This window comes from Pseudomonas sp. LBUM1643, from assembly GCF_059716215.1.
Genome location: NZ_CP166813.1, coordinates 100306 through 124367, shown reverse-complemented (window position 1 = coordinate 124367; position 24062 = coordinate 100306). Strand labels below are relative to the sequence as shown.

At 55.6% G+C, this 24062-nt stretch carries 17 protein-coding genes, 2 tRNA genes and 4 rRNA genes; 13 read left to right on the top strand and 10 right to left on the bottom strand.

The window, feature by feature from the left end:
* Nucleotides 1-49: 49 nt before the first annotated feature.
* The gene (locus tag ACA063_RS00605) at nt 50-388 is read left to right on the top strand and encodes a tryptophan synthase subunit beta (protein WP_162441129.1); all 339 of its coding nucleotides are present in this window, start codon (nt 50-52) and stop codon (nt 386-388) included.
* Nucleotides 389-491: 103 nt separating this feature from the next.
* Here ACA063_RS00605 and lapD read toward each other — a convergent pair whose 3' ends face one another.
* On the bottom strand, nt 492-2438 hold the full coding sequence (gene lapD / locus ACA063_RS00600) for a cyclic di-GMP receptor LapD (protein WP_497664391.1): 1947 nt from the start codon (nt 2436-2438) through the stop codon (nt 492-494).
* 14 nt (nt 2439-2452) lie between these two features.
* Nucleotides 2453-3145 (bottom strand): cysteine protease LapG, encoded by a 693-nt coding sequence (gene lapG / locus ACA063_RS00595; protein WP_497664390.1) that lies wholly within the window; start codon nt 3143-3145, stop codon nt 2453-2455.
* Nucleotides 3146-3347: 202 nt separating this feature from the next.
* On the opposite strand from lapG, the gene ACA063_RS00590 reads away from it, so the two are divergent.
* Entirely contained in the window at nt 3348-4058 is a 711-nt protein-coding gene (locus ACA063_RS00590; RefSeq protein WP_497664389.1) for a GntR family transcriptional regulator, read from the top strand.
* 296 nt (nt 4059-4354) lie between these two features.
* The gene (locus ACA063_RS00585) at nt 4355-5362 is read left to right on the top strand and encodes a DUF4880 domain-containing protein (protein ID WP_497664388.1); all 1008 of its coding nucleotides are present in this window, start codon (nt 4355-4357) and stop codon (nt 5360-5362) included.
* Nucleotides 5363-5561: 199 nt separating this feature from the next.
* Here ACA063_RS00585 and rrf (ACA063_RS00580) read toward each other — a convergent pair.
* From rrf (ACA063_RS00580) to ACA063_RS00545, 8 genes are all read right to left on the bottom strand, one after another.
* Nucleotides 5562-5677 (bottom strand): 5S ribosomal RNA (rrf, locus tag ACA063_RS00580).
* 108 nt (nt 5678-5785) lie between these two features.
* A 5S ribosomal RNA gene (gene rrf, locus ACA063_RS00575) occupies nt 5786-5901 on the bottom strand.
* Nucleotides 5902-6058: 157 nt separating this feature from the next.
* Nucleotides 6059-8950 (bottom strand): 23S ribosomal RNA (locus ACA063_RS00570).
* 239 nt (nt 8951-9189) lie between these two features.
* A tRNA-Ala gene (locus ACA063_RS00565) sits at nt 9190-9265 on the bottom strand.
* A gap of 10 nt (nt 9266-9275) precedes the next feature.
* Nucleotides 9276-9352: transfer RNA gene (locus tag ACA063_RS00560), tRNA-Ile, on the bottom strand.
* 122 nt (nt 9353-9474) lie between these two features.
* Nucleotides 9475-11011 (bottom strand): 16S ribosomal RNA (locus ACA063_RS00555).
* The 16S, 23S and 5S rRNA genes sit together here with 2 tRNA genes alongside, the layout of an rRNA operon.
* A 585-nt stretch (nt 11012-11596) precedes the next feature.
* The gene (locus ACA063_RS00550; RefSeq protein WP_497664387.1) at nt 11597-12817 is read right to left on the bottom strand and encodes a CaiB/BaiF CoA transferase family protein; all 1221 of its coding nucleotides are present in this window, start codon (nt 12815-12817) and stop codon (nt 11597-11599) included.
* A 13-nt stretch (nt 12818-12830) separates the two neighbouring features.
* Complete coding sequence (locus tag ACA063_RS00545) at nt 12831-14012, bottom strand: acyl-CoA dehydrogenase (protein ID WP_497664386.1); 1182 nt, start codon at nt 14010-14012, stop codon at nt 12831-12833.
* Between the two features lie 157 nt (nt 14013-14169).
* On the opposite strand from ACA063_RS00545, the gene ACA063_RS00540 reads away from it, so the two are divergent.
* The 10 genes from ACA063_RS00540 to ACA063_RS00495 all read left to right on the top strand — a co-directional run bounded on the left by ACA063_RS00540 (nt 14170) and on the right by ACA063_RS00495 (nt 24019).
* A complete protein-coding gene (locus ACA063_RS00540) occupies nt 14170-15069 on the top strand; it encodes a LysR family transcriptional regulator (RefSeq protein WP_497664385.1) in 900 nt (299 codons plus the stop codon).
* A gap of 436 nt (nt 15070-15505) precedes the next feature.
* Nucleotides 15506-16627 carry a Re/Si-specific NAD(P)(+) transhydrogenase subunit alpha gene (locus tag ACA063_RS00535; RefSeq protein ID WP_497664384.1) on the top strand — a complete coding sequence of 374 codons (1122 nt, stop codon included), beginning with the start codon at nt 15506-15508 and terminating at the stop codon, nt 16625-16627.
* Between the two features lie 15 nt (nt 16628-16642).
* A complete protein-coding gene (locus ACA063_RS00530) occupies nt 16643-16963 on the top strand; it encodes an NAD(P) transhydrogenase subunit alpha part 2 (RefSeq protein WP_003187417.1) in 321 nt (106 codons plus the stop codon).
* A complete protein-coding gene (locus tag ACA063_RS00525) occupies nt 16963-18396 on the top strand; it encodes an NAD(P)(+) transhydrogenase (Re/Si-specific) subunit beta (RefSeq protein ID WP_162438935.1) in 1434 nt (477 codons plus the stop codon). The genes ACA063_RS00530 and ACA063_RS00525 overlap by 1 nt, the downstream gene beginning before the upstream one ends.
* 180 nt (nt 18397-18576) lie before the next feature.
* On the top strand, nt 18577-20070 hold the full coding sequence (gene scpC, locus ACA063_RS00520; protein ID WP_497664383.1) for a succinyl-CoA:acetate CoA-transferase ScpC: 1494 nt from the start codon (nt 18577-18579) through the stop codon (nt 20068-20070).
* A 319-nt stretch (nt 20071-20389) separates the two neighbouring features.
* On the top strand, nt 20390-20605 hold the full coding sequence (locus ACA063_RS00515; protein ID WP_007902752.1) for a DUF1127 domain-containing protein: 216 nt from the start codon (nt 20390-20392) through the stop codon (nt 20603-20605).
* 367 nt (nt 20606-20972) lie between these two features.
* Nucleotides 20973-21290 carry a DUF2388 domain-containing protein gene (locus ACA063_RS00510; RefSeq protein WP_497664382.1) on the top strand — a complete coding sequence of 106 codons (318 nt, stop codon included), beginning with the start codon at nt 20973-20975 and terminating at the stop codon, nt 21288-21290.
* Between the two features lie 105 nt (nt 21291-21395).
* Nucleotides 21396-21713, top strand: coding sequence for a DUF2388 domain-containing protein (locus tag ACA063_RS00505; protein ID WP_497664381.1), 318 nt, complete (start codon nt 21396-21398; stop codon nt 21711-21713).
* Between the two features lie 27 nt (nt 21714-21740).
* A complete protein-coding gene (locus ACA063_RS00500) occupies nt 21741-22061 on the top strand; it encodes a DUF2388 domain-containing protein (protein WP_162438931.1) in 321 nt (106 codons plus the stop codon).
* Nucleotides 22058-24019 (top strand): DUF7844 domain-containing protein, encoded by a 1962-nt coding sequence (locus ACA063_RS00495; RefSeq protein WP_497664380.1) that lies wholly within the window; start codon nt 22058-22060, stop codon nt 24017-24019. The genes ACA063_RS00500 and ACA063_RS00495 overlap by 4 nt, the downstream gene beginning before the upstream one ends.
* Nucleotides 24020-24062: the final 43 nt, after the last annotated feature.

Here is a 24062-nt window from a genome sequence, read left to right as displayed (position 1 = left end):
GCCTATGCTGCTGACAGCATGACGCTGGTCCATTTCTGAGGGATGCTCAATGTTTTACGTGCAACGCGATGCGCAAGGACAATTAGTGCGCGTGGAAGCCGCAGCTTATGCAGAGGCCACGGAAACACTGCCCGCCGACCATCATGAAATCCAGGCGTGGTACGCCAATGAAGTGATGGAAGTCAGCCTCAAGCAGCTCAAGCAGAGCGACTTCGAAATGATTCGGGTACTGGACGACTTGATTCAGGTGCTGACCAGCAAAGGTGTGATTCGCGTCACCGATCTGCCGCCGGCTGCACAGGCCAAACTGATGGATCGGACCCAGGCCCGTGAGGCGTTGGGTGGGTTGAGTCATCTGATCGATGATGATGAGACTGGATTGATTTAAGCGTTGTAACGCAAAAGATCGCATCCTTCGGCAGCGCCTACGGGAGGAATACATTTTCCTGTAGGCGCTGCCGAAGGTTGCGATCTTTTTTGCTTTTGACTTCTTACTGCCAGGGCTTGGGCTCACCGAACAATTGGCCCTGAACCCCATAAAGCCCCATCTCGCGAATCACCGACAGCTCTCCCTCTGTCTCGACCCGCTCGGCGATTAGCGGCAGGTCGATACTGTGCGCGGCTCGCTGAATGGCTTCGATAAACAGACGCTTGTCGCCTTCCTGATCGATCGCCCGGATGTAACTGCCATCGATCTTCAGGTACGCCAACCCAAGCCGCGCAAGGTTGCCGATCATGCTGAAGCGTCCGCCGAAGCGTTGCAGGCTGAGCGAGAACCCCAACTCGCGCAGTCGTTGCGTCAACTGCTCAAGCACGGCTTGTTCGGGAATTTGTTCCTCGCCGATTTCCAGGGTCAACCGTGGTCCCAGATTGGAATGCGCGCGCAGAATCTCGAAGACTTTGTTCAGCGCCTGCGGATCCGCCAGCGTCGCTGAAGACAGGTTCAGCGCCAGCGATTCTTCGTGGCCCGCCATTTGTGCAAGCACCAACTCCAGCATCAGACGGTCCAGTCGTGCCGTCCAGCCAAAGCGCTCGAGCCAAGGCAGGAAACGTCCAGCGGGAATAGTCTGCCCCTCATCGTCGATCAAACGCGAAAGCACTTTGTAGTGCAGTACCAACTGCGGGTCCTGGCTGGCGACCACCGGTTGGAAGTACAGCTGGAAACGCCGCTGCACCAATGCCTGATCCAGCAAATTGTGCCAAGCGTGATGATCGTCGCCCACCCGTGACGACGCGCTGTGGTCAAGGCAAGCCCAGCTCTGTTCGCCCTGTCCTTCGGCTTGCGCCAATGCCTGATCCGCCAGGCTGATGACCGCTTGAGGGGAGTCTCCATGAACAAACGGCGCCAACCCGATCGTGGCGACTGAGGCAACATCGGTGGCGCCCGTCGCATGCAGGCTCGCCAAGGCAGCGTCGAGATTGCGCGCCAGTTGCAGCGCCTCCTCACGCACCAATCCTGGGGCCAACACGGCAAACTCGCCGCCACGAATTCGTGTGACGAGGTTCTGCGTTTCAGGGTACTTGGCGCACTCACGAGACAACTGCTCGCCGACTGCCTTCAACAATTCATCGGTGCGTTGGCCGCCCAGGCGCTGGTTCAATCCGGCCAGGTCCGTGACCCGCAACAACAGTAGATAACCAGAGCTTGCCTGCTCCGGATTGCTCACTCGCGCATTCAGCTGCATCTCGAAATAACGTCGGTTGGCCAACCCCGTCAGGTTGTCCTGATAGGACTCGATCCGCAACTTTTCGCTGCGCTCGGCTTGTTCCTGGAACAGCGCCTTGAGCTTCTCGACCATCTGGTTCATGGCCTGCACGACACGTCGTAATTCAGGAGTGCGCGGCAGGTCCGGCAAGCTGAGGAACTCACGACGGGCAATGGCGTGGGATTGCTTGACCATGTAGTCCAGCGGCTTCAACTGCCGACGCAGCAACAGCGCGCCGAGGACAGCGCTCACCGCGCCGCAGATCAGCAGCCAGCCGAGGCTGCCCAGCGCGCTTTGCCAGAGCTTGGCCAGTGCAAACATGGGGTGGCTGACCACTTCGACCCGAGCGGCCTGCTCCCATCCACGGCTGACTATTGCATCGCCACCGGCCGGTTCCAGGCCGATGAGTTTGACGAACCAGTCAGGCACGTTGTTCACCGCAGGAATGCCACTGCGCTCGACGATGACTTTGTCGTTGCTGACGTCGATGACCCGGATGCTCGCGTAGTAGCCGCTGTCAAAGATGGAGCTCACCAACAGCTCGACCATCGCGGGGTCATCGATGTTCGGCGTCAGGGACAACGCGAGCGCCGTCGCGGCGTCCTGGGCGTGTGAGCGCAACTGGTTGACGTACTGGGTCCGCGAACTTTCCAGGCTCACCATGAAGCTGCCTGTGAAGGCGACCACCAGGAACAGACAGATAGCGATCAACAGCTGTTTGAACAAGGACATCTGAGCGCGTGCTCCTAGTTAGTCGTCTCGACCGGAAAACCTTCGGCCTGCATTTTCTTCAACACATCCTGCCAGCGGGACAGGCGCTTGGTATCACCGACCTTCTTGTTGCCCTTGGTGCCGGGAAGGTACAACCCTGCAGCATTGAAAGAGTAGACCGGCAGCAAGTCGGTTCGTTGGCTGGCGGGCTTGATTGCATCGATCAGGCTGTCGAGCACCAGCGGCATGGCTTCGGGGCTTGAGTAATAGGTCAACACCATGTGCGCGCGGTTCTGGCGCAAGGCCTTAACGTAAGTGATACGCAACTTATCACTGGAAACGCCGAGATGGCGCAGGCTGAAATACTTCGCGATGGCGTAGTCTTCGCAGTCCCCAGCACCCTTCCACAAGGCTTCGATAGGCGTTTCCCAATAATCGACCTCGTGCCACAGGTCGATATCCTCTACGTAACGCACCTTCTTGTTGAAGAACTGATTGACCAGGTTGAGCTGTTCCAGCTCCCCGACCTGCTTTTGCGTCGCCAATAAATGTTGCCAGGCATCAATGCGTTGCTGCCCTTCGCCCAACGGGCCGTACAATGCCTGCGCGCGGCGACTGATCAGCGAGAAATCCCAATCGGCATGCAGCCCGCCCAGCATGATACTGGCCAGTAGCAGGGCGCATGACAGCCAGCGCAATGTCCTAGGGATCGCGAAACGTGCCGCCAATGCTTGGCATCCAGATCAGGCAGATGGAATTCGGTTGAATGGTGAAGGTTCGCCCGCTAAAAGACAATGGCACGATGAGATCACTGATGACGCGCTAAACTTTTTAGAGTGGTGCGTCGAATTTGTTGGTTTGACAACCTGAGAGGCAGTCACTAGTGTCAGTTTGGATCCAATCATTCATACAATTTATTCAGGGTGCGTTGTGACACAGAAGCTCAACCCTCTCGCCAGCATCAAGATCAATGGGCCGATTCCCGCGCACTTGGCGCGATCGGTAATTGAAGAGACGTTGCGCGCCGCCATTCTAGATGGACGCATTCCCTGCGGTACCGCGTTACGCCAGCAAGATCTTGCCGATTTTTTCGGTGTCAGCCGCATGCCGGTTCGCGAAGCGTTACGTCAGCTCGAAGCGCAATCGCTGCTTAACGTGATTGCTCACAAAGGGGCTGTGGTCGCGCCTCTGGTTCAAGGTGACGCCGTGGAAACCTATGCGCTGCGCATCCTGCTGGAGTCCGAAGCGTTGCGCCTGTCCATCCCTCTGCTCACCCTCGAGGATTATCAACAGGCAGCCCGTCATATTGATAATCTCGAAACCGAAAGCGACTACACCGAGATCGGCCGGCTGAATCGTCTTTTCCATATGGCACTGTACGGTAAAGCGCCTAATCGCCGTCTCCTGAGATTGGTCGAAGACGGGTTGAACGAAGAGGAGCGCTTTCTACGCTTCAACCTGGAAGCCATGAACCTGGGTGAGTTGTCCCAGGAGGATCACCGGGCGCTTTTGCGGGCGGTGGAAGACCGCAACATCGACGAATCCGTGAAACTGCTTGAGCACCACCTCAATCGGGCGGTCGAGGTCATCACGCGGTATCTCAATAATCCTGAGTCGCAGAATCAGAAGACCTCGAAGTAACGTGCGAAATGAGCGTTGTACTCCCGGCGGTTGCAAATTCCCCCACCCTTGAAGACAATGCGACTAATTATCATTTGTGACGTCCGAGCAGTCGCATCCATGTTTTCACCTGAGTTGGCAGTACAGACGCTTTACAGCGGTCATCACGTATGGTTCATCTCGTGGGTGCGCGCTCGCCTTGGCTATTCTGCCGACGCCGCGGACCTGGCCCAAGGGCAAATGGGCTTGCCCCTGCGCCCAGTGGAGCGCTATGTTGCCCTCGTGCTCTATTACTGCTTTACCTTGCGGTATACGGTATGACGCCCATGGATAACGCGTCGCAGAGCCGACATTCCGAGCCTCGGCAGCAGGTGGTCAAACAAGCTATCCATTGGCTGCTTCGCCTACGCAACAATGCCGCTAATGCCCGCCTGCGTCAGCAATGTGATGTCTGGCGGGCAGAGCATAAGGAACACGAGCTGGCCTGGCAAAGGGTGAAATCCCTGCAGGCTGAGTTGAGTAATAACATTCGTGCGGTGCCGGGTACCCTGGATACTCTGGAAAACAGATCTCATGGATTGGGGAGACGTCAGGCCCTGAAAATGCTCTCTGGCGCCTTGCTGATGGGTTCAGCCGCGTGGATGGGCAAAGACGCAGTAGGTTGGCAACAGTGGAGCTCCGACTTCGCCACCAATACTGGAGAACGGCGGGGTTTCCAGCTGCCGGACGGCACACGGCTGGAACTCAATACCGCCAGCGCGGTGGATCTGGACTACACACCGCAACTGCGACTAATCAAGCTGACTCGTGGGGAAATCATCATCACTTGCGGCGGGATTGATCAAGGCGCTTCGTTCGATCGTCCCTTACGGGTGCAAAGCCGTCACGGTGTATTCGAAGGAGTGGATGCACGCTTCATCCTTCTTCAGGAACCAGACTGTACCCGGCTCAGCGTGACTGCCGGCAGGGTTGCCATTCATTCGCCAATTGCTGGCTATGGAGCGCCGATACAGGTGCTTCCCGGGCAGAGCTATTTGATTGATCACAGCCGGGCGAGATTGGCACCGGCACTGGATATGGACGCCGGCGCCTGGGTAGACGGTCTGATCGTCACTCGCAACATGCGTCTCGAGAGCTTTCTTCATGAGGTTGGACGTTATCGTCCCGGCTATCTGCGCTGTGCGGCGAACATTGCCGATCTTCGGCTTTCGGGTGTTTTCCGACTCGATGACACCGACAAGTTGCTCGCCATCCTTGCGCAAACCTTGCCTGTTCAATTGAGATATCGCACGCGTTGGTGGGTGACTATCGAGCGGCAGGTCTGAATTGGTTTGCGGGGTTTCCCTGTAAGCCCGCGCCTCAACTTCTGTTACTTGGGGGAAGAACGTAATGTCGCGGCGACAGTAAGCTTTCAAGTCTAACTTTCACGCCATCTAGCGTTTGTGCTTCAGTTAGCCACTTTCCAAAGGCCCTGAACGACAAAACCCCTGTCTGCATTAGCAGACAGGGGTTCTGGAATTTCAATCTTGACGATGACCTACTCTCACATGGGGAAACCCCACACTACCATCGGCGATGCATCGTTTCACTGCTGAGTTCGGGATGGGATCAGGTGGTTCCAATGCTCTATGGTCGTCAAGAAATTCTGTGACCGGCCCGTTGCAGCAGCAACGTGCAGGTAAAAATTGGTGACTTCTACTAAAACAAAACCCCTGTTCGCGTTAGCAAACAGGGGTTTCGGAATTTAATCTTGACGATGACCTACTCTCACATGGGGAAACCCCACACTACCATCGGCGATGCATCGTTTCACTGCTGAGTTCGGGATGGGATCAGGTGGTTCCAACGCTCTATGGTCGTCAAGAAATTCGGGTACCGAGTCGTGGCCGGGTGGCCGCGCTTCAGCAAATTGGGTATGTGACAGGTTTCGGTGTTTGCAAGGTCTCGAACTTTCGGTTCGTTTCGTCTTCACACACCGCAATCTGATGCTCTTTCGAGTAGTCAAATTGCTTGGGTGTTATATGGTCAAGCCTCACGGGCAATTAGTATTGGTTAGCTCAACGCCTCACAGCGCTTACACACCCAACCTATCAACGTCGTAGTCTTCGACGGCCCTTCAGGGGACTCAAGGTCCCAGTGAGATCTCATCTTGAGGCTAGTTTCCCGCTTAGATGCTTTCAGCGGTTATCTATTCCGAACATAGCTACCCGGCAATGCCACTGGCGTGACAACCGGAACACCAGAGGTTCGTCCACTCCGGTCCTCTCGTACTAGGAGCAGCCCCTCTCAAATCTCAAACGTCCACGGCAGATAGGGACCGAACTGTCTCACGACGTTCTAAACCCAGCTCGCGTACCACTTTAAATGGCGAACAGCCATACCCTTGGGACCGGCTTCAGCCCCAGGATGTGATGAGCCGACATCGAGGTGCCAAACACCGCCGTCGATATGAACTCTTGGGCGGTATCAGCCTGTTATCCCCGGAGTACCTTTTATCCGTTGAGCGATGGCCCTTCCATACAGAACCACCGGATCACTAAGACCTACTTTCGTACCTGCTCGACGTGTCTGTCTCGCAGTCAAGCGCGCTTTTGCCTTTATACTCTACGACCGATTTCCGACCGGTCTGAGCGCACCTTCGTACTCCTCCGTTACTCTTTAGGAGGAGACCGCCCCAGTCAAACTACCCACCATACACTGTCCTCGATCCGGATAACGGACCTGAGTTAGAACCTCAAAGTTGCCAGGGTGGTATTTCAAGGTTGGCTCCACGCGAACTGGCGTCCACGCTTCAAAGCCTCCCACCTATCCTACACAAGCAAATTCAAAGTCCAGTGCAAAGCTATAGTAAAGGTTCACGGGGTCTTTCCGTCTAGCCGCGGATACACTGCATCTTCACAGCGATTTCAATTTCACTGAGTCTCGGGTGGAGACAGCGCCGCCATCGTTACGCCATTCGTGCAGGTCGGAACTTACCCGACAAGGAATTTCGCTACCTTAGGACCGTTATAGTTACGGCCGCCGTTTACCGGGGCTTCGATCAAGAGCTTCGCGTTAGCTAACCCCATCAATTAACCTTCCGGCACCGGGCAGGCGTCACACCCTATACGTCCACTTTCGTGTTTGCAGAGTGCTGTGTTTTTAATAAACAGTCGCAGCGGCCTGGTATCTTCGACCGGCATGAGCTTACGGAGCAAGTCCTTCACCCTCACCGGCGCACCTTCTCCCGAAGTTACGGTGCCATTTTGCCTAGTTCCTTCACCCGAGTTCTCTCAAGCGCCTTGGTATTCTCTACCCAACCACCTGTGTCGGTTTGGGGTACGGTTCCTGGTTACCTGAAGCTTAGAAGCTTTTCTTGGAAGCATGGCATCAACCACTTCGTGTTCTAAAAGAACACTCGTCATCAGCTCTCGGCCTTAGAATCCCGGATTTACCTAAGATTCCAGCCTACCACCTTAAACTTGGACAACCAACGCCAAGCTGGCCTAGCCTTCTCCGTCCCTCCATCGCAATAACCAGAAGTACAGGAATATTAACCTGTTTTCCATCGACTACGCTTTTCAGCCTCGCCTTAGGGACCGACTAACCCTGCGTCGATTAACGTTGCGCAGGAAACCTTGGTCTTTCGGCGTGGGTGTTTTTCACACCCATTGTCGTTACTCATGTCAGCATTCGCACTTCTGATACCTCCAGCAAGCTTCTCAACTCACCTTCACAGGCTTACAGAACGCTCCTCTACCGCATCACCTAAGTGATACCCGTAGCTTCGGTGTATGGTTTGAGCCCCGTTACATCTTCCGCGCAGGCCGACTCGACTAGTGAGCTATTACGCTTTCTTTAAAGGGTGGCTGCTTCTAAGCCAACCTCCTAGCTGTCTAAGCCTTCCCACATCGTTTCCCACTTAACCATAACTTTGGGACCTTAGCTGACGGTCTGGGTTGTTTCCCTTTTCACGACGGACGTTAGCACCCGCCGTGTGTCTCCCATGCTCGGCACTTGTAGGTATTCGGAGTTTGCATCGGTTTGGTAAGTCGGGATGACCCCCTAGCCGAAACAGTGCTCTACCCCCTACAGTGATACATGAGGCGCTACCTAAATAGCTTTCGAGGAGAACCAGCTATCTCCGAGCTTGATTAGCCTTTCACTCCGATCCACAGGTCATCCGCTAACTTTTCAACGGTAGTCGGTTCGGTCCTCCAGTTAGTGTTACCCAACCTTCAACCTGCCCATGGATAGATCGCCCGGTTTCGGGTCTATTCCCAGCGACTAGACGCCCTATTAAGACTCGCTTTCGCTACGCCTCCCCTATTCGGTTAAGCTCGCCACTGAAAATAAGTCGCTGACCCATTATACAAAAGGTACGCAGTCACCCAACAAAGTGGGCTCCCACTGCTTGTACGCATACGGTTTCAGGATCTATTTCACTCCCCTCTCCGGGGTTCTTTTCGCCTTTCCCTCACGGTACTAGTTCACTATCGGTCAGTCAGTAGTATTTAGCCTTGGAGGATGGTCCCCCCATATTCAGACAAAGTTTCTCGTGCTCCGTCCTACTCGATTTCATGACTAAGAGATTTTCGCGTACAGGGCTATCACCCACTATGGCCGTACTTTCCAGAACGTTCCGCTAATCTCAAAGCCACTTAAGGGCTAGTCCCCGTTCGCTCGCCACTACTAAGGGAATCTCGGTTGATTTCTTTTCCTCAGGGTACTTAGATGTTTCAGTTCCCCTGGTTCGCTTCTTAAGCCTATGTATTCAGCTTAAGATACCTAACTTATGTTAGGTGGGTTCCCCCATTCAGACATCTCCGGATCAAAGTCTGTTTGCCGACTCCCCGAAGCTTTTCGCAGGCTACCACGTCTTTCATCGCCTCTGACTGCCAAGGCATCCACCGTATGCGCTTCTTCACTTGACCATATAACCCCAAGCAATCTGGTTATACTGTGAAGACGACATTCGCCGAAAATTCGATAATACTCAATTAAGAGCAACTCACAAATTTTACCTTAGCCTGATCCGTTACCAGTGAAAGTAACGTCCAGTCTATCTTTCTATCACATACCCAAATTTTTAAAGAACGATCTAATCAAAGACTAGAAATCAATATTCACTTCAGAATATTCATTTCTAAACTCTAACAGCAGAAACAGTTAATGGTGGAGCCAAACGGGATCGAACCGTTGACCTCCTGCGTGCAAGGCAGGCGCTCTCCCAGCTGAGCTATGGCCCCATAACAAAATTGGTGGGTCTGGGCAGATTCGAACTGCCGACCTCACCCTTATCAGGGGTGCGCTCTAACCAACTGAGCTACAGACCCAATTTCGAGCGCAACTGATTAGCTAAGAGCTATCAGCTTGGAGCTTAAAGCTGCTTCTATCGTCTTCTTCAATGAATCAAGCAATTCGTGTGGGAACTTATGGAGCAGCTGATGTCGTCGATTAAGGAGGTGATCCAGCCGCAGGTTCCCCTACGGCTACCTTGTTACGACTTCACCCCAGTCATGAATCACACCGTGGTAACCGTCCTCCCGAAGGTTAGACTAGCTACTTCTGGTGCAACCCACTCCCATGGTGTGACGGGCGGTGTGTACAAGGCCCGGGAACGTATTCACCGCGACATTCTGATTCGCGATTACTAGCGATTCCGACTTCACGCAGTCGAGTTGCAGACTGCGATCCGGACTACGATCGGTTTTCTGGGATTAGCTCCACCTCGCGGCTTGGCAACCCTCTGTACCGACCATTGTAGCACGTGTGTAGCCCAGGCCGTAAGGGCCATGATGACTTGACGTCATCCCCACCTTCCTCCGGTTTGTCACCGGCAGTCTCCTTAGAGTGCCCACCATTACGTGCTGGTAACTAAGGACAAGGGTTGCGCTCGTTACGGGACTTAACCCAACATCTCACGACACGAGCTGACGACAGCCATGCAGCACCTGTCTCAATGTTCCCGAAGGCACCAATCCATCTCTGGAAAGTTCATTGGATGTCAAGGCCTGGTAAGGTTCTTCGCGTTGCTTCGAATTAAACCACATGCTCCACCGCTTGTGCGGGCCCCCGTCAATTCATTTGAGTTTTAACCTTGCGGCCGTACTCCCCAGGCGGTCAACTTAATGCGTTAGCTGCGCCACTAAGAGCTCAAGGCTCCCAACGGCTAGTTGACATCGTTTACGGCGTGGACTACCAGGGTATCTAATCCTGTTTGCTCCCCACGCTTTCGCACCTCAGTGTCAGTATCAGTCCAGGTGGTCGCCTTCGCCACTGGTGTTCCTTCCTATATCTACGCATTTCACCGCTACACAGGAAATTCCACCACCCTCTACCATACTCTAGCTCGACAGTTTTGAATGCAGTTCCCAGGTTGAGCCCGGGGATTTCACATCCAACTTAACGAACCACCTACGCGCGCTTTACGCCCAGTAATTCCGATTAACGCTTGCACCCTCTGTATTACCGCGGCTGCTGGCACAGAGTTAGCCGGTGCTTATTCTGTCGGTAACGTCAAAACACTAACGTATTAGGTTAATGCCCTTCCTCCCAACTTAAAGTGCTTTACAATCCGAAGACCTTCTTCACACACGCGGCATGGCTGGATCAGGCTTTCGCCCATTGTCCAATATTCCCCACTGCTGCCTCCCGTAGGAGTCTGGACCGTGTCTCAGTTCCAGTGTGACTGATCATCCTCTCAGACCAGTTACGGATCGTCGCCTTGGTGAGCCATTACCTCACCAACTAGCTAATCCGACCTAGGCTCATCTGATAGCGCAAGGCCCGAAGGTCCCCTGCTTTCTCCCGTAGGACGTATGCGGTATTAGCGTCCGTTTCCGAGCGTTATCCCCCACTACCAGGCAGATTCCTAGGCATTACTCACCCGTCCGCCGCTCTCAAGAGAAGCAAGCTTCTCTCTACCGCTCGACTTGCATGTGTTAGGCCTGCCGCCAGCGTTCAATCTGAGCCATGATCAAACTCTTCAGTTCAAACATCTTTGGGTTTTTAAGAAACCCTAAACTTGGCTCAGCAATCGTTGGTTACATCTTTGATTTCTCGCGGAGTAACTTGTGATGCTGATAATCTTGTTGACTATCAGTCTGACTCCACAAGCACCCACACGAATTGCTTGATTCAGTTGTTAAAGAGCGGTTGGTTAAGATCTTTCGTCTCAACCGAGGCGCGCATTCTACAGCAGCCTCTGTTGCTGTCAAGCGGTTATTTTCAGAAGTTTTCAAAGTTTCCTTTGTAACTTCAACCACTTGCGCTTTCGATCTCTCGTTAGCGGGAGGCGAATTCTACAGCGTTACTCGCTGCTGTCAACACCTCTTTTTCAACTCCTTTCGCGCTTCGATGACCTGAAGCAACTCACTGCCGAAAACTGCGTAACTCTTTGTTTACCAAGGAGTTTTCCGTTTCGACTGCACCGGAAGTGGGGCGAATTATAGACATCCTGAATCTGCCGTCAAGCACTGATTTTGCTTTTCCTTCAATAACTTACGAAAAGGCCAAAAACGTGCCATGCGCACTATATATAGAGAGACGCAATCACTCCCTCTATATAGAAGGAATGCTCAGAGCACCCCAGCTTGTTTGAAATTCGCTACCGCATCTGCATCCAGCCCCAACACCCGCTGCAGAACCTCCAGCGTGTGTTCACCCAATAGTGGAGGCGCATTACGGTACTCCACAGGCGTCTCCGAAAGCCGAATAGGACTCGCCACCTGCGGCACCATCCCTGCCAGCACATGAGGCAGCTCAATCGCCAAACCGCGAGCCTTGACTTGGGGATCGGCAAACATCTGCGCCAGATCATTGATCGGCCCACAGGGCACACCCGCCTGCTCCAGCTGCAGTACCCACTCGGCAGTAGTCTTGAAGACCGTTGCCTGACGGATGAGCGGGATCAACTCCAGACGATTTGCCACCCGCAGCTTGTTGGTCGCAAATCGCGGATCATCAGCCCACTGCGGATGACCCGCCACTTCAGCGAATTTGCGAAACTGTCCGTCATTTCCCACCGTGAGGATGAAATCCCCATCCGCCGTAGGAAAATCCTGATAGGGCACGATGTTCGGATGCGCATTGCCCAGCCGCTTGGGTGCATTACCGGTAGTGAGGTAGTTCATCGCCTGGTTGGCCAGACATGCCACCTGGACATCCAGCAGCGCCATATCAATATGCTGCCCCCCGCCGTCATGATCTCGATGCGCAAGCGCCGCGAGAATTGCCACAGTCGAATAGAGCCCGGTCAAAATATCTGTCAGCGCCACACCCACCTTCACCGGGCCGGCCCCTTTATCCCCCTCAGGTCGACCGGTCAGACTCATCAGGCCGCCCAACCCCTGGATCATGAAGTCATACCCTGCGCGCTTGGCGTAAGGGCCCGTCTGACCAAACCCGGTAATCGAGCAATAGATCAGATCAGGATTGATCGCCCTGAGCGACTCATAGTCCAATCCATACGCCGCCAACCCACCGACTTTAAAATTCTCGATCAGGATGTCCGACCTGGCCGCCAGATCACGAACCAGTTGCTGCCCCTCCGGACGAGTAAAATCGATAGTCACCGATTGCTTGTTCCGGTTGGCCGACAGGTAATAGGCAGCCTCGCTGGTGTTCTCGCCATAAGCGTCTTTCAGGAATGGAGGCCCCCAGGCGCGCGTGTCATCGCCATTGCCCGGGCGCTCGACCTTGATCACTTCAGCGCCAAGGTCCGCCAGAATCTGCCCGGCCCATGGCCCGGCCAACACTCGCGACAAATCCAGTACCCGTAGATGCGAAAGCGCGCCCATGGTCGTTCTCCTATTAATAGAACGCCTGGAGGCCGGTCTGCGCGCGACCAAGGATCAGCGCGTGGACGTCGTGAGTACCTTCATAGGTATTCACCACTTCCAGGTTGACCAGGTGACGAGCAACCCCAAACTCATCGGAAATGCCGTTGCCACCCAACATGTCACGAGCCATACGGGCGATGTCCAGCGACTTGCCGCAGGAATTACGCTTCATCATCGACGTGATCTCAACCGCCGCAGTCCCCTCATCCTTCATACGACCCAGACGCAGGCAACCTTGCAGCGCCAGGGTGATTTCGGTCTGCATATCGGCCAGCTTCTTCTGGATCAGCTGAGTAGCCGCCAAAGGACGCCCGAACTGCTGACGATCCAGCGTGTATTGGCGAGCGGTGTGCCAGCAGAACTCGGCCGCACCCAGCGCGCCCCAGGAAATCCCGTAACGTGCCGAGTTGAGGCAAGTAAAAGGACCCTTCAGGCCACGGACATCCGGGAAGATGTTCTCTTCTGGAACAAACACGTTGTCCATAACGATCTCGCCGGTGATCGACGCACGCAGGCCAACCTTGCCGTGAATCGCGGGAGCGCTAAGGCCTTTCCAGCCTTTCTCCAGAACGAAGCCACGGATGTCGCCAGCATCGTCCTTGCCCCAGACCACGAACACATCAGCGATCGGACTGTTGGTGATCCACATCTTGTTGCCGGTCAGGCTATAGCCGCCTTCTACCTTACGTGCGCGAGTAATCATCGCGCCTGGATCGGAGCCGTGGTTCGGCTCGGTCAGGCCGAAGCAACCAATCCACTCACCCGAGGCCAGCTTCGGCAGGTATTTCTGTTTCTGGGCTTCGGTACCGAACTCATTGATAGGCACCATCACCAGCGAAGACTGCACGCTCATCATCGAACGGTATCCGGAGTCGACCCGCTCAACTTCACGAGCGATGAGGCCGTAGCTGACGTAATTCAGACCGCTGCCACCATACTGCTCAGGGATCGTTGCACCCAACAGACCCACTTCGCCCATCTCGCGGAAGATCATCGGATCAGTCTTCTCATGGCGGAAAGCTTCCAGAACCCGCGGTGCAAGCTTCTGCTGAGCGAACTGCTCGGCAGTGTCGCGAATCATGCGTTCTTCTTCGGTGAGCTGTTGATCCAGCAGCAGGGGATCAATCCAGTTGAAGCTAGCTTTACCGGCCATGAGCGTGTCCTCTCGAATCGGGTCAAATAACGTGAGCTGATCGTAGGCCCGCTTCGGCATCTCGGCAAACGAGGAATTCGCATACTGTTGTGCTAATTTCTCACTCCGTAACGTCGTGAAAGAGCCTTTATGCGATGTATTAGTGAGGTTGAAGTACATGCGCCGTAAAATCCCCAGCACAACTGCTCTGGTCAGCTTTGAAGCGGCAGCGCGCCACGAAAGCTTTACCAAAGCCGCACAAGAGTTATCGCTTACTCAAGGAGCCATTTGCCGGCAGATCGCCAGCCTGGAGGAGTTCCTTAGCGTCGAACTATTCCGACGCTCACGGCGCGGAGTGAAACTGACAGAAGCCGGACTCTCCTACAGTCGACGGGTGGCCACCCAACTCGACGCAGTGGAGCGAGACACCCTGTCAGTGATGGGCCAGCAAGGCGCTAACGTGATCGAACTGGCCGTTGTGCCGACATTCGGCACCCAATGGTTGCTGCCTCGACTCAAAGACTTCCAGCAACAACACCCCGAGGTGACGGTAAATCTTACAAACCGCACAAGGCCCTTCTTGTTCGCCGATACGGACTTCGATGCCGCGATTTACTTCGGCGACGCCGATTGGTCAGGTACAGAATCCCATAGGCTAATGGGCGAAAATCCGATGCCGGTCTGCAGCCCTGGCCTGCTTCAGAAAAAGACTCAACTGACACCCGGTGAAATTGCCGAGTTACCGCTGCTTCAGCAAACCACGCGACCTTATGCCTGGCGCCAGTGGTTCAGCTCACAGAACCTTAATATCCCCAGAGACATGACAGGACCACGCTACGAGCTATTCTCCATGCTTGCCCAGGCGGCGATGCATGACATGGGTATCGCGCTGATCCCGCCATTCCTGATTCAGCGCGAACTGGCAGAGAAACGACTGGTTATCGCGAATCCTCAGGCCTTATCGAGTATCAAGGCGTATTACCTGATGATTCCTGAGCGAAAGGTCGAATCGGCGTCTTTAAGGGCCTTTCGCGATTGGCTAGTTAGTCAAGCGCATGGCTACAGCCTAGAAGGATAAAGGCCCCCCACGATTAATTGACTTCGTAGTCAGAAAAATAGAAACCCTACAGATGTATCTATCTGTCGCATATTCGTAAACTGTATCTGGAAGCAGTACAGATGTCCCACAAGCAGCTACCACCGTGGTGTTCAGCCTGATTTCAAGAGCAATGTCGCCTCATTCATATGGCCGATGTGGATTTTATTGAATTTCATTAAAAACCTCGTCAAACCCACGGTATGCAAGGGATTGCCCCGGATGGTTGCGACATTCGGTCACGGGGTGACTTGTAGTTAATTTTCCGTCACGGATCATATTCTCTTGAAGGGCACAAAGTTCGCCTGCAAAATGCCGCGCCCCGCCCTGATTTGGCGGGATCGTGCTGATCGGCCGCCCCAGCCGCACCATCCGAAGTGCCTGGGTTTACTCAATAAGATCACGCAGGAGATTTGACGTGCACATTGGTGTTCCTCTCGAAACCCAGACGGGTGAAACACGGGTTGCTGCTACCCCGGAAACCATCAAGAAGCTGATCGGCCAAGGTCATAAGGTCACTGTACAAAGCGGCGCCGGCATCCAGGCCAGCGTTGTCGACAGTGCCTATGAGGCGGCTGGCGCAACTATTGGCAGCGCCAACGATGCTTTTGGTGCCGAGCTGATTCTCAAGGTGGTCGCTCCTAGCGACAGCGAACTCGCTCTGATCAAGAGCGGCACCGTTGTAGTGGGCATGCTCAACCCGTTCAGCAATGAAACCATTGCGAAGCTGGCCGAGTGCGGCATTACCGCATTTGCACTGGAAGCCGCGCCACGCACCTCCCGCGCTCAGAGCCTGGATGTGCTGTCCTCCCAGGCAAACATCGCCGGCTATAAGGCCGTGTTGCTGGCCGCCCATCACTATCCACGCTTCATGCCTATGTTGATGACCGCTGCGGGCACCGTGAAAGCCGCGCGCGTACTGATTCTTGGCGCCGGCGTGGCAGGGTTGCAGGCGATCGCTACGGCGAAACGTCTTGGGGCGGTGATCGAAGCGTCTGATGTGCGTCCTGCGGTAAAAGAGCAGATCGAATCCCTCGGCGCCAAGTTCGTCGACGTGCCTTACGAGACCGATGAAGAACGCGAATGCGCTGTCGGTGTCGGCGGTTATGCGCGACCCATGCCAGCCAGCTGGATGCAACGCCAAGCCCTGGCCGTTCACGAGCGCGCCAAACAGGCCGACATCGTCATCACCACTGCCCTGATCCCGGGCCGCAAGGCACCGACGCTGCTGAGCGCGGAAACCGTGGCACAGATGAAACCCGGCTCCGTGGTCATCGACCTCGCTGCAGCCCAGGGTGGTAACTGCCCGCTGACCGTCGCTGACCAGGTCGTCGTCGAAAATGGCGTGACCATTTGCGGCCCGACCAACCTGGCCGGCGCCGTTGCGGCAGATGCTTCGGCGCTGTACGCACGTAACCTGCTGGACTTCCTGAAGCTGATCTTCAACAAAGAAGGCCAGTTCGAGATCAACCTCGAAGACGACATCGTCGCCGCGTGCCTGATGTGCCGCGACGGCCAAGTCATCCGCAAAAACGCCTAAGCAGGGATTCAGACGATGGAAGAGCTTATCTCCCCCGGTATCTACAACCTGATCATCTTCGTGCTGGCGATTTATGTCGGTTATCACGTGGTCTGGAACGTTACACCTGCATTGCACACACCTTTGATGGCGGTGACGAACGCTATCTCGGCGATCGTGATCGTCGGCGCCATGCTCGCCGCTGCGCTGACCGTGACACCTCTGGGCAAGACCATGGGCACCCTCGCGGTAGCTCTGGCGGCAGTGAACGTGTTCGGTGGATTCCTGGTCACTCGCAGAATGCTTGAGATGTTCAAGAAAAAAGCCCCGAAAGTAAAAGAAGAGGCGCCTAAGTAATGAGCATGAACCTTGTAACGACGCTCTACCTGATCGCGTCGATCTGCTTCATCCAGGCCCTCAAAGGCCTGTCGCACCCGACCACGTCGCGGCGCGGCAACCTGTACGGCATGCTCGGCATGGCGCTGGCGATCCTCACGACCGTGGGCCTCATCTATAAGCTGGGCGCCGAACTGGCTACTGCCGGAATCGGCTACGTCATCGTTGGTTTGTTGGTCGGCGGCACTGCTGGCTCGATCATGGCCAAGCGCGTTGAAATGACCAAGATGCCAGAACTGGTCGCGTTCATGCACAGCATGATCGGTATGGCCGCCGTGTTTATCGCCATCGCAGCCGTGGTTGAGCCGCAATCCTTGGGCATCGTCAAGCAATTGGGCGATGCGATTCCTGCTGGTAACCGTCTTGAGCTGTTCCTGGGCGCTGCCATCGGTGCAATCACCTTCTCCGGCTCGGTCATCGCATTCGGCAAGTTGTCAGGCAAGTACAAGTTCCGTCTGTTCCAGGGCGCTCCGGTACAGTTTGGCGGACAGCACAAACTGAATCTGGTGTTGGGTTTGGCGACGCTCGCTCTGGGCATCACCTTCATGCTGACCGGCAACCTGGGCGCCTTCGCACTGATGCTGGCCCTGGCGTTTGTACTGGGCGTGCTGATCATCATCCCGATCGGTGGCGCGGACATGCCGGTCGTGGTGTCGATGCTCAACAGCTACTCCGGCTGGGCAGCCGCAGGTATCGGCTTCTCGCTGAATAACTCGATGCTGATCATCGCCGGCTCCCTGGTGGGTTCGTCCGGTGCGATCCTCTCGTACATCATGTGCAAGGCGATGAACCGTTCGTTCTTCAACGTATTGTTGGGTGGTTTCGGCAACACGGCCGAAGCAGGTCCTGCAGGCGCCAAGGAAGCCCGTCCGGTGAAATCCGGCTCGGCTGACGACGCAACTTTCCTGCTGACCAACGCCGACACCGTGATCATCGTTCCGGGTTACGGCCTGGCCGTGGCACGGGCGCAGCATGCGCTGAAGGAACTGACCGAGAAGCTGACCCACCGTGGCGTGACCGTGAAGTACGCGATCCACCCGGTTGCCGGCCGCATGCCTGGCCACATGAACGTATTGCTCGCCGAGGCAGAAGTGCCTTACGACCAGGTGTTCGAGATGGAAGACATCAACTCCGAGTTCGGCCAGGCCGACGTGGTGCTGGTGTTGGGCGCGAACGACGTGGTCAACCCGGCCGCGAAGAACGACCCGAAATCGCCGATTGCCGGCATGCCGATTCTCGAGGCGTTCAAGGCCAAGACCATCATCGTCAACAAGCGCTCGATGGCCAGCGGCTATGCCGGCCTGGACAACGAACTGTTCTACCTCGACAAAACCATGATGGTGTTCGGCGACGCCAAGAAAGTCATCGAAGACATGGTTAAAGCCGTCGAGTAAAACCTGCTCCAGCGCAATACCCCAAACCTCAGCCTTTAGTAGGCTGGGGTTTTTTATTGCTCGTCAAAACCCGACCAAAGGCTCTAAATCAGGGCTCTGCATTCGACCATGGTAGCGGGACGAATTTTTTCGAAATCACTAGACTGCACACCTTGCTTCCGTTGCCCGAGATAACAATCCATGTACCGTGATCGTATTCGCTTGCCTTCGTTGTTGGATAAGGTGATGAGCGCCGCTGAGGCTGCCGCTCTGATTGAGGACGGCATGACCGTCGGCATGAGCGGCTTCACCCGCGCCGGCGAAGCCAAAGCCGTGCCTCACGCGCTGGCAGAACGCGCCAAAATCACCCCGCTGAAAATCACCTTGATGACCGGCGCCAGCCTGGGCAACGACCTTGATAAACAGCTCACCGAAGCCGGCGTACTGTCGCGGCGCATGCCCTTTCAGGTCGATAGCACGCTGCGCAAGGCTATTAACGCCGGCGAGGTGATGTTCATTGACCAGCACCTTTCGGAAACGGTGGAGCAACTGCGTAACCAGCAACTGAAATTGCCGGACATCGCAGTGATCGAGGCTGTAGCGATTACTGAGCAAGGCCACATCGTACCAACCACCTCGGTGGGCAACTCGGCCAGTTTCGCCATTTTTGCAAAGCAGGTCATTGTCGAAATCAACATGGCTCACAACCCTAACCTTGAGGGTTTACACGACATCTACATCCCGACGTATCGGCCGACACGCACGCCAATTCCGCTGGTGAAAGTCGATGATCGCATTGGCAGCACGGCCATCCCGATCCCGCCTGAAAAAATCGTCGCGATTGTGATCACCAATCAATCCGACTCGCCGTCTACCGTCCTGCCGCCGGACGTTGACACCCAGGCCATTGCCGATCACCTGATCGATTTTTTCAAAGAAGAAGTGGCCGCCGGACGCATGACGAACAAGCTCGGCCCATTACAGGCGGGCATCGGCACTATTGCCAACTCGGTGATGTGCGGGCTGATCGATTCGCCGTTCGAAGACTTGACGATGTACTCCGAAGTGCTGCAGGACTCGACCTTCGACCTGATCGATGCCGGCAAGCTGAGCTTTGCTTCAGGTAGCTCGATCACCTTGTCGGCGCGTCGTAACAGCGATGTCTTCGGCAACCTTGAGCGCTATAAGGACAAACTGGTCCTGCGCCCGCAGGAAATCTCCAACCACCCTGAAGTCGTGCGACGCCTCGGAATCATCGGCGTCAACACGGCGCTGGAATTCGACTTGTATGGCAACGTCAATTCCACACACGTCTGCGGCACGCGGATGATGAACGGCATTGGAGGCTCGGGCGACTTTGCGCGTAACGCGCATCTGGCGATTTTCGTGACCAAGTCGATCGCCAAGGGGGGTGCAATCTCCAGCGTGGTTCCAATGGTCAGCCATGTCGACCATACCGAGCATGACGTTGACATCCTGGTCACCGAGATCGGCCTGGCAGACCTGCGTGGCCTGGCACCGCGGGAACGAGCGCGCGTCATCATCGACAACTGCGTGCACCCGGACTATCGCCAGGCGCTGGATGACTACTTCACCGCGGCCTGTGCGCTCGGCGGGCACACCCCGCATATCCTGCGTGAAGCCCTCAGCTGGCACATGAACCTGGAAGAAACCGGAAGAATGCTGGCGGTGTGATTGGTACAGATCGCGGCTGGCGAAAACACAGTTTCGCCAGCTCGCAATCTGAACTCGCAAAAATTGAAAAAACTGTACTGCTGTACTGGTCTTTTTAAAGCCTTCCCCTCCCCTAAAAATCCATAAATCGCTCATATCGCACTATTTTGATGCGCACAGGTACAGTTGCATCAATTTAGACCAGTACACCCTCCATTAACAGTTAACTGGTACCTCACAATACAAGTGAACTGTATCTAGAGAGACTATCCAAACAAGAGGATCATTGGCATCAGTTAAACCACTACCTAATCCCGCCACAAGCGGAAGGATGTCAACCATGGAACGTACACTCAGTTCCGAACTGTTCTTCGAAGATACCGCTGCAAAAACCCAGGCTTCGATGCCTCTTCGCGTTATCGCCAACCTGATGTTGTGGCAGCGCCGCATCTCCAGCCGCCATCAACTGGCTCGTCTGGATTCGCGTCTGCTGGCTGACGCCGGGATTAGCGAAGCACAACGCTATGAAGAGCTGAGCAAGCCGTTCTGGCGCTAAGTAGCGTCGCTGGCTCTGACCTGTAGGGTCCACCGCCAGCAACCCGAATTGAACAAACAAAACCCGTCGTGGGAAACCACGACGGGTTTTGTCGTTTCAGGGCTGCTATAAGACATACCAGTACAGTTTTAACGTTCCATACTCTAATAGGTACAATTTTTACATTGACCAAAGTCTGAGATCTTTCGGTCCGTTCTAAACCTTGATTCACAGCCTTCTACAGCGCTTTCACGTCGTTTACTTGTTATTTGCTGTTCGAATCCATCCGCCGAGGCCTAATATCCACTGGAACGTGGCGAATGAAGCAAAACTGACGTCCGATTCCAACAAGCCACCTCTTAATCGGTTCATTTAAAGGAGTTACACCATGTCCCGTCTTCGTCTGCTCAGCGCTGCAGCCCTGCTCGCCGTGGCTGCCAATTCCCACGCCAGCAGCTTCATCGTGACCACCGATGCTGTCGTCGGCGCACTGAAGTCCAGTTCCGATGCGACTTCCGATGTCACCTCATCCTTTCGCGACGACAAGATCGTACGTGCTGCCCGTGATGACGCCGCCAGCTTCGTTGCCAGCGAAGGCTCCATTCGTGGCGTGAAACTGGAAAGTGCTCTGGATCACATTCGCCATCAGGCGCCGCAACTGAACGCAACCGATGCACAGCTGGCCCAAGCCATTCTGACCATCTGAAGACAGCGTTGATTGGGACACGCCGGTGGTGTCCCAATGTTTCAACACTGGCTCTAGAACGGGCATTGCGCTAGCCTTCGGACTCGCTTTCAACTATCGAGTCTCATGCGTTTTCTTCTAAAACTGTCGGTCACACCCCTCTTCCTTTCGGTTTGCTGGGCTAGCCCGGCCGTTGCTTTCGACGCCTTCAATCTATCTACCCAAGGCATCGTGGCCACCGGCTATGCCACAAGCATGGTGACCTCCGCCCCCTTCGACCGTAAGCTACTGCTCGCTGCGCACGATGATGCTGCTGCGTTCATCGCCAGTGACGGTGAATTGCGAGGCGCGCAGCTTGAATCCGCACTGGTTTATTTGCGTCAAAGCCGGCCAAAACTTCATGCAAGTGACCTTGAACTGGCGCAAGCAATTCTCGTCCAATAGTTATCTTTGTTATTCCGGAGTCGTTCCATGCGTAACCCGCTGATTGCCGCCACCCTTGGCCTGTTGTTGTTGGCCGATGTGGCCCAGGCGCAAACCCTGGTTGCCACCAGTAACATCATCATCCGTGCCAGCCAGCGCACGCTTGATTTCACTTCCGATACCACCACCTCCATTCGCGACTCTAAAATCGTCCGCGAAGCTCATGACGATGCGGCCAGCTTTGTCGCGAGTAACGGAGACATTCGTGGTGCTCACCTGGAAGCGGCTTTCAATACCTTGCGCACCCGAGTGCCGGAAGCTCGCGACGCCAGTGATCAGGTGCTCGCTGAAGCCATCCTCGCACTGTGAGGTCACTAGGCGCCTGGCTGCTGGCCGGGGTTGTGTTGCTGCTCGGCAACACGGCCCAGGCCGATCTGCAATTACGACTCAAGACAGAAGGTCTTAGCCCGGCGCAACAGCAGTCCAGTCAGGCATTGCTCGATGAAGCCATGCAGGCATTACCGCCGCGCTTCATTGAACAACTGGATCGACGCATTGACGTTGGCTGGACCGATGATATGCCGAGCAATGCCTACGGACAGGCGTCTCTGGTATCCGAACTCGACCTGAACAGAAACCTGCTCGCCAGCCTCACCGATGGCAGCGCCGCGAGCAAAAAAACCTATCGCCCCCACGGCACAGTGCGCCGGGAGATGCTCGCCACGGTGCTGCACGAACTCACCCACATTTACGACCGCGCACGCCTGTGGCCAGACGCTGAACGCAAGCTGATCCAGCGTTGCACGCAGCGCAACAGCAGCTCCGGACTGGTCGGCCTGCCGGATGAGTGCCGTGGCCAGACGGATCGACGCTTCACCATCAGCGACGACCCGCGCCTGCTCGACCTTGCAGGCTGGCAGCAATATGTCGGTCGCCGCGGTGAACGCGAGCAGCACAATCGGCAGATCGCCCGCAGCCCTGACATCTACGAAACGAGCAGTCCCAAAGAGTTCGTCGCGGTCAACATGGAGTATTTTCTCCTGGACCCGAGTTACGCCTGCCGTCGCCCCGCGCTGTATCGCTACTACAAAGATCACTTCGGCTGGGCACCGGCGGCCAAAGATACGTGCGCCAAGTCTTTCGCCTTCCTCAACGCAGGTAACGATTTCGCCAAGCAGCCCTTGGGGCAGGTTGATCCAGAGCGTGTATACGCCGTCGACTACCTGCTGGCTGAAGCCAATCAGAATTGGGTCAGTCGCTGGGGTCACAGCATGTTGCGACTGGTGATCTGTGCACCCGGTCGTCCCCGTGGTCCCGATTGCCGACTCGACCTGGACCAGCATCTGGTGCTGTCCTATCGCGCCTTTGTGGGCGACGTACAGCTCTCGAGCTGGGATGGCCTGGTGGGAAAATATCCGTCGCGCCTGTTTGTCTTGCCGCTGGCTCAGGTCATCGATGAATACACCAAGACCGAACTGCGCAGCCTGGCTTCGGTACCGCTGAACCTGTCTCGTACAGAGATCGAGGAAGTGGTGGAGCATGCCGCGGAGATGCACTGGAGTTATGACGGCAATTACTTCTTCCTGTCCAACAACTGTGCTGTGGAAGGCTTGAAATTATTGCGCAGCGGCACCAACAACAAACAGCTGGTCGGCCTGGACAGCATCATGCCCAATGGTTTGCTGGAGGTCATGAAAGGTCGCGGGCTGGCGGACACCAGCGTCCTGGACGACCCCCGCGAAGCCCTCCGCCTGGGCTATCGCTTCGATTCTTTCCGCGATCGCTATCAAGCCATGTTTGAGGTGTTGAAAAAGCACTTGCCGATCAAGCAGGAGAAAGTCGAAGACTGGCTGGCACTCAAGGCCGATGAACGCCGGCATTGGATCGACCAGGCAGACCTGCGCACCAGTGCTGCATTGCTTTTACTGGAGCAGGCAGCGTTCCGGCAGCAATTGGTGCTGGCTCAGGACGAAGTCAAGCAACGCTACCTCGGCGCGCGGGAAATGAAGAATGGCGGCATGGACAAAGCCAACGCCACTCTCCAACAGATTCTCGCCAACAGTGGCTTCCTCAGCCGTCCGGCCGAATTGCTCGGAACGGGCGGTTATGGATTGCCCCAGCCGAGTGAATGGCAGCGCCTGGAATCGGAAAGCAGCTTGCGGCAAAAGCAGCTTCAAGTACTGACCGGAGACCTGGACAAGGAAGTGAGAGCGCTGCTTGAACCAAGCCGTGCTGCCGAGATGGCTGCCAATGAGGCCAACCTGAAGCAAGTCGGCGAACATCTGCGCAAGCTGCACAAGGCAGCGGGTGGGCTGGAACTGCCTTAACGTTCGACAAATGGATGATGACCTGTGGCGAGGGAGCGTGTCG

Excerpts from the sequence above, each read along its gene's own strand:
- ACA063_RS00605 (WP_162441129.1), top strand. The coding sequence starts at position 50 with ATGTTTTACGTGCAACGCGATGCGCAAGGACAATTAGTGCGCGTGGAA.
- ACA063_RS00525 (WP_162438935.1), top strand. The coding sequence starts at position 16,963 with ATGAGCATGAACCTTGTAACGACGCTCTACCTGATCGCGTCGATCTGC.
- ACA063_RS00585 (WP_497664388.1), top strand. The coding sequence starts at position 4,355 with ATGACGCCCATGGATAACGCGTCGCAGAGCCGACATTCCGAGCCTCGG.
- ACA063_RS00500 (WP_162438931.1), top strand. The coding sequence starts at position 21,741 with ATGCGTAACCCGCTGATTGCCGCCACCCTTGGCCTGTTGTTGTTGGCC.
- scpC (WP_497664383.1), top strand. The coding sequence starts at position 18,577 with ATGTACCGTGATCGTATTCGCTTGCCTTCGTTGTTGGATAAGGTGATG.
- ACA063_RS00515 (WP_007902752.1), top strand. The coding sequence starts at position 20,390 with ATGGAACGTACACTCAGTTCCGAACTGTTCTTCGAAGATACCGCTGCA.
- ACA063_RS00550 (WP_497664387.1), bottom strand. The coding sequence starts at position 12,817 with ATGGGCGCGCTTTCGCATCTACGGGTACTGGATTTGTCGCGAGTGTTG.
- ACA063_RS00505 (WP_497664381.1), top strand. The coding sequence starts at position 21,396 with ATGCGTTTTCTTCTAAAACTGTCGGTCACACCCCTCTTCCTTTCGGTT.
- ACA063_RS00540 (WP_497664385.1), top strand. The coding sequence starts at position 14,170 with ATGCGCCGTAAAATCCCCAGCACAACTGCTCTGGTCAGCTTTGAAGCG.
- lapD (WP_497664391.1), bottom strand. The coding sequence starts at position 2,438 with ATGTCCTTGTTCAAACAGCTGTTGATCGCTATCTGTCTGTTCCTGGTG.
- ACA063_RS00530 (WP_003187417.1), top strand. The coding sequence starts at position 16,643 with ATGGAAGAGCTTATCTCCCCCGGTATCTACAACCTGATCATCTTCGTG.
- ACA063_RS00510 (WP_497664382.1), top strand. The coding sequence starts at position 20,973 with ATGTCCCGTCTTCGTCTGCTCAGCGCTGCAGCCCTGCTCGCCGTGGCT.
- ACA063_RS00545 (WP_497664386.1), bottom strand. The coding sequence starts at position 14,012 with ATGGCCGGTAAAGCTAGCTTCAACTGGATTGATCCCCTGCTGCTGGAT.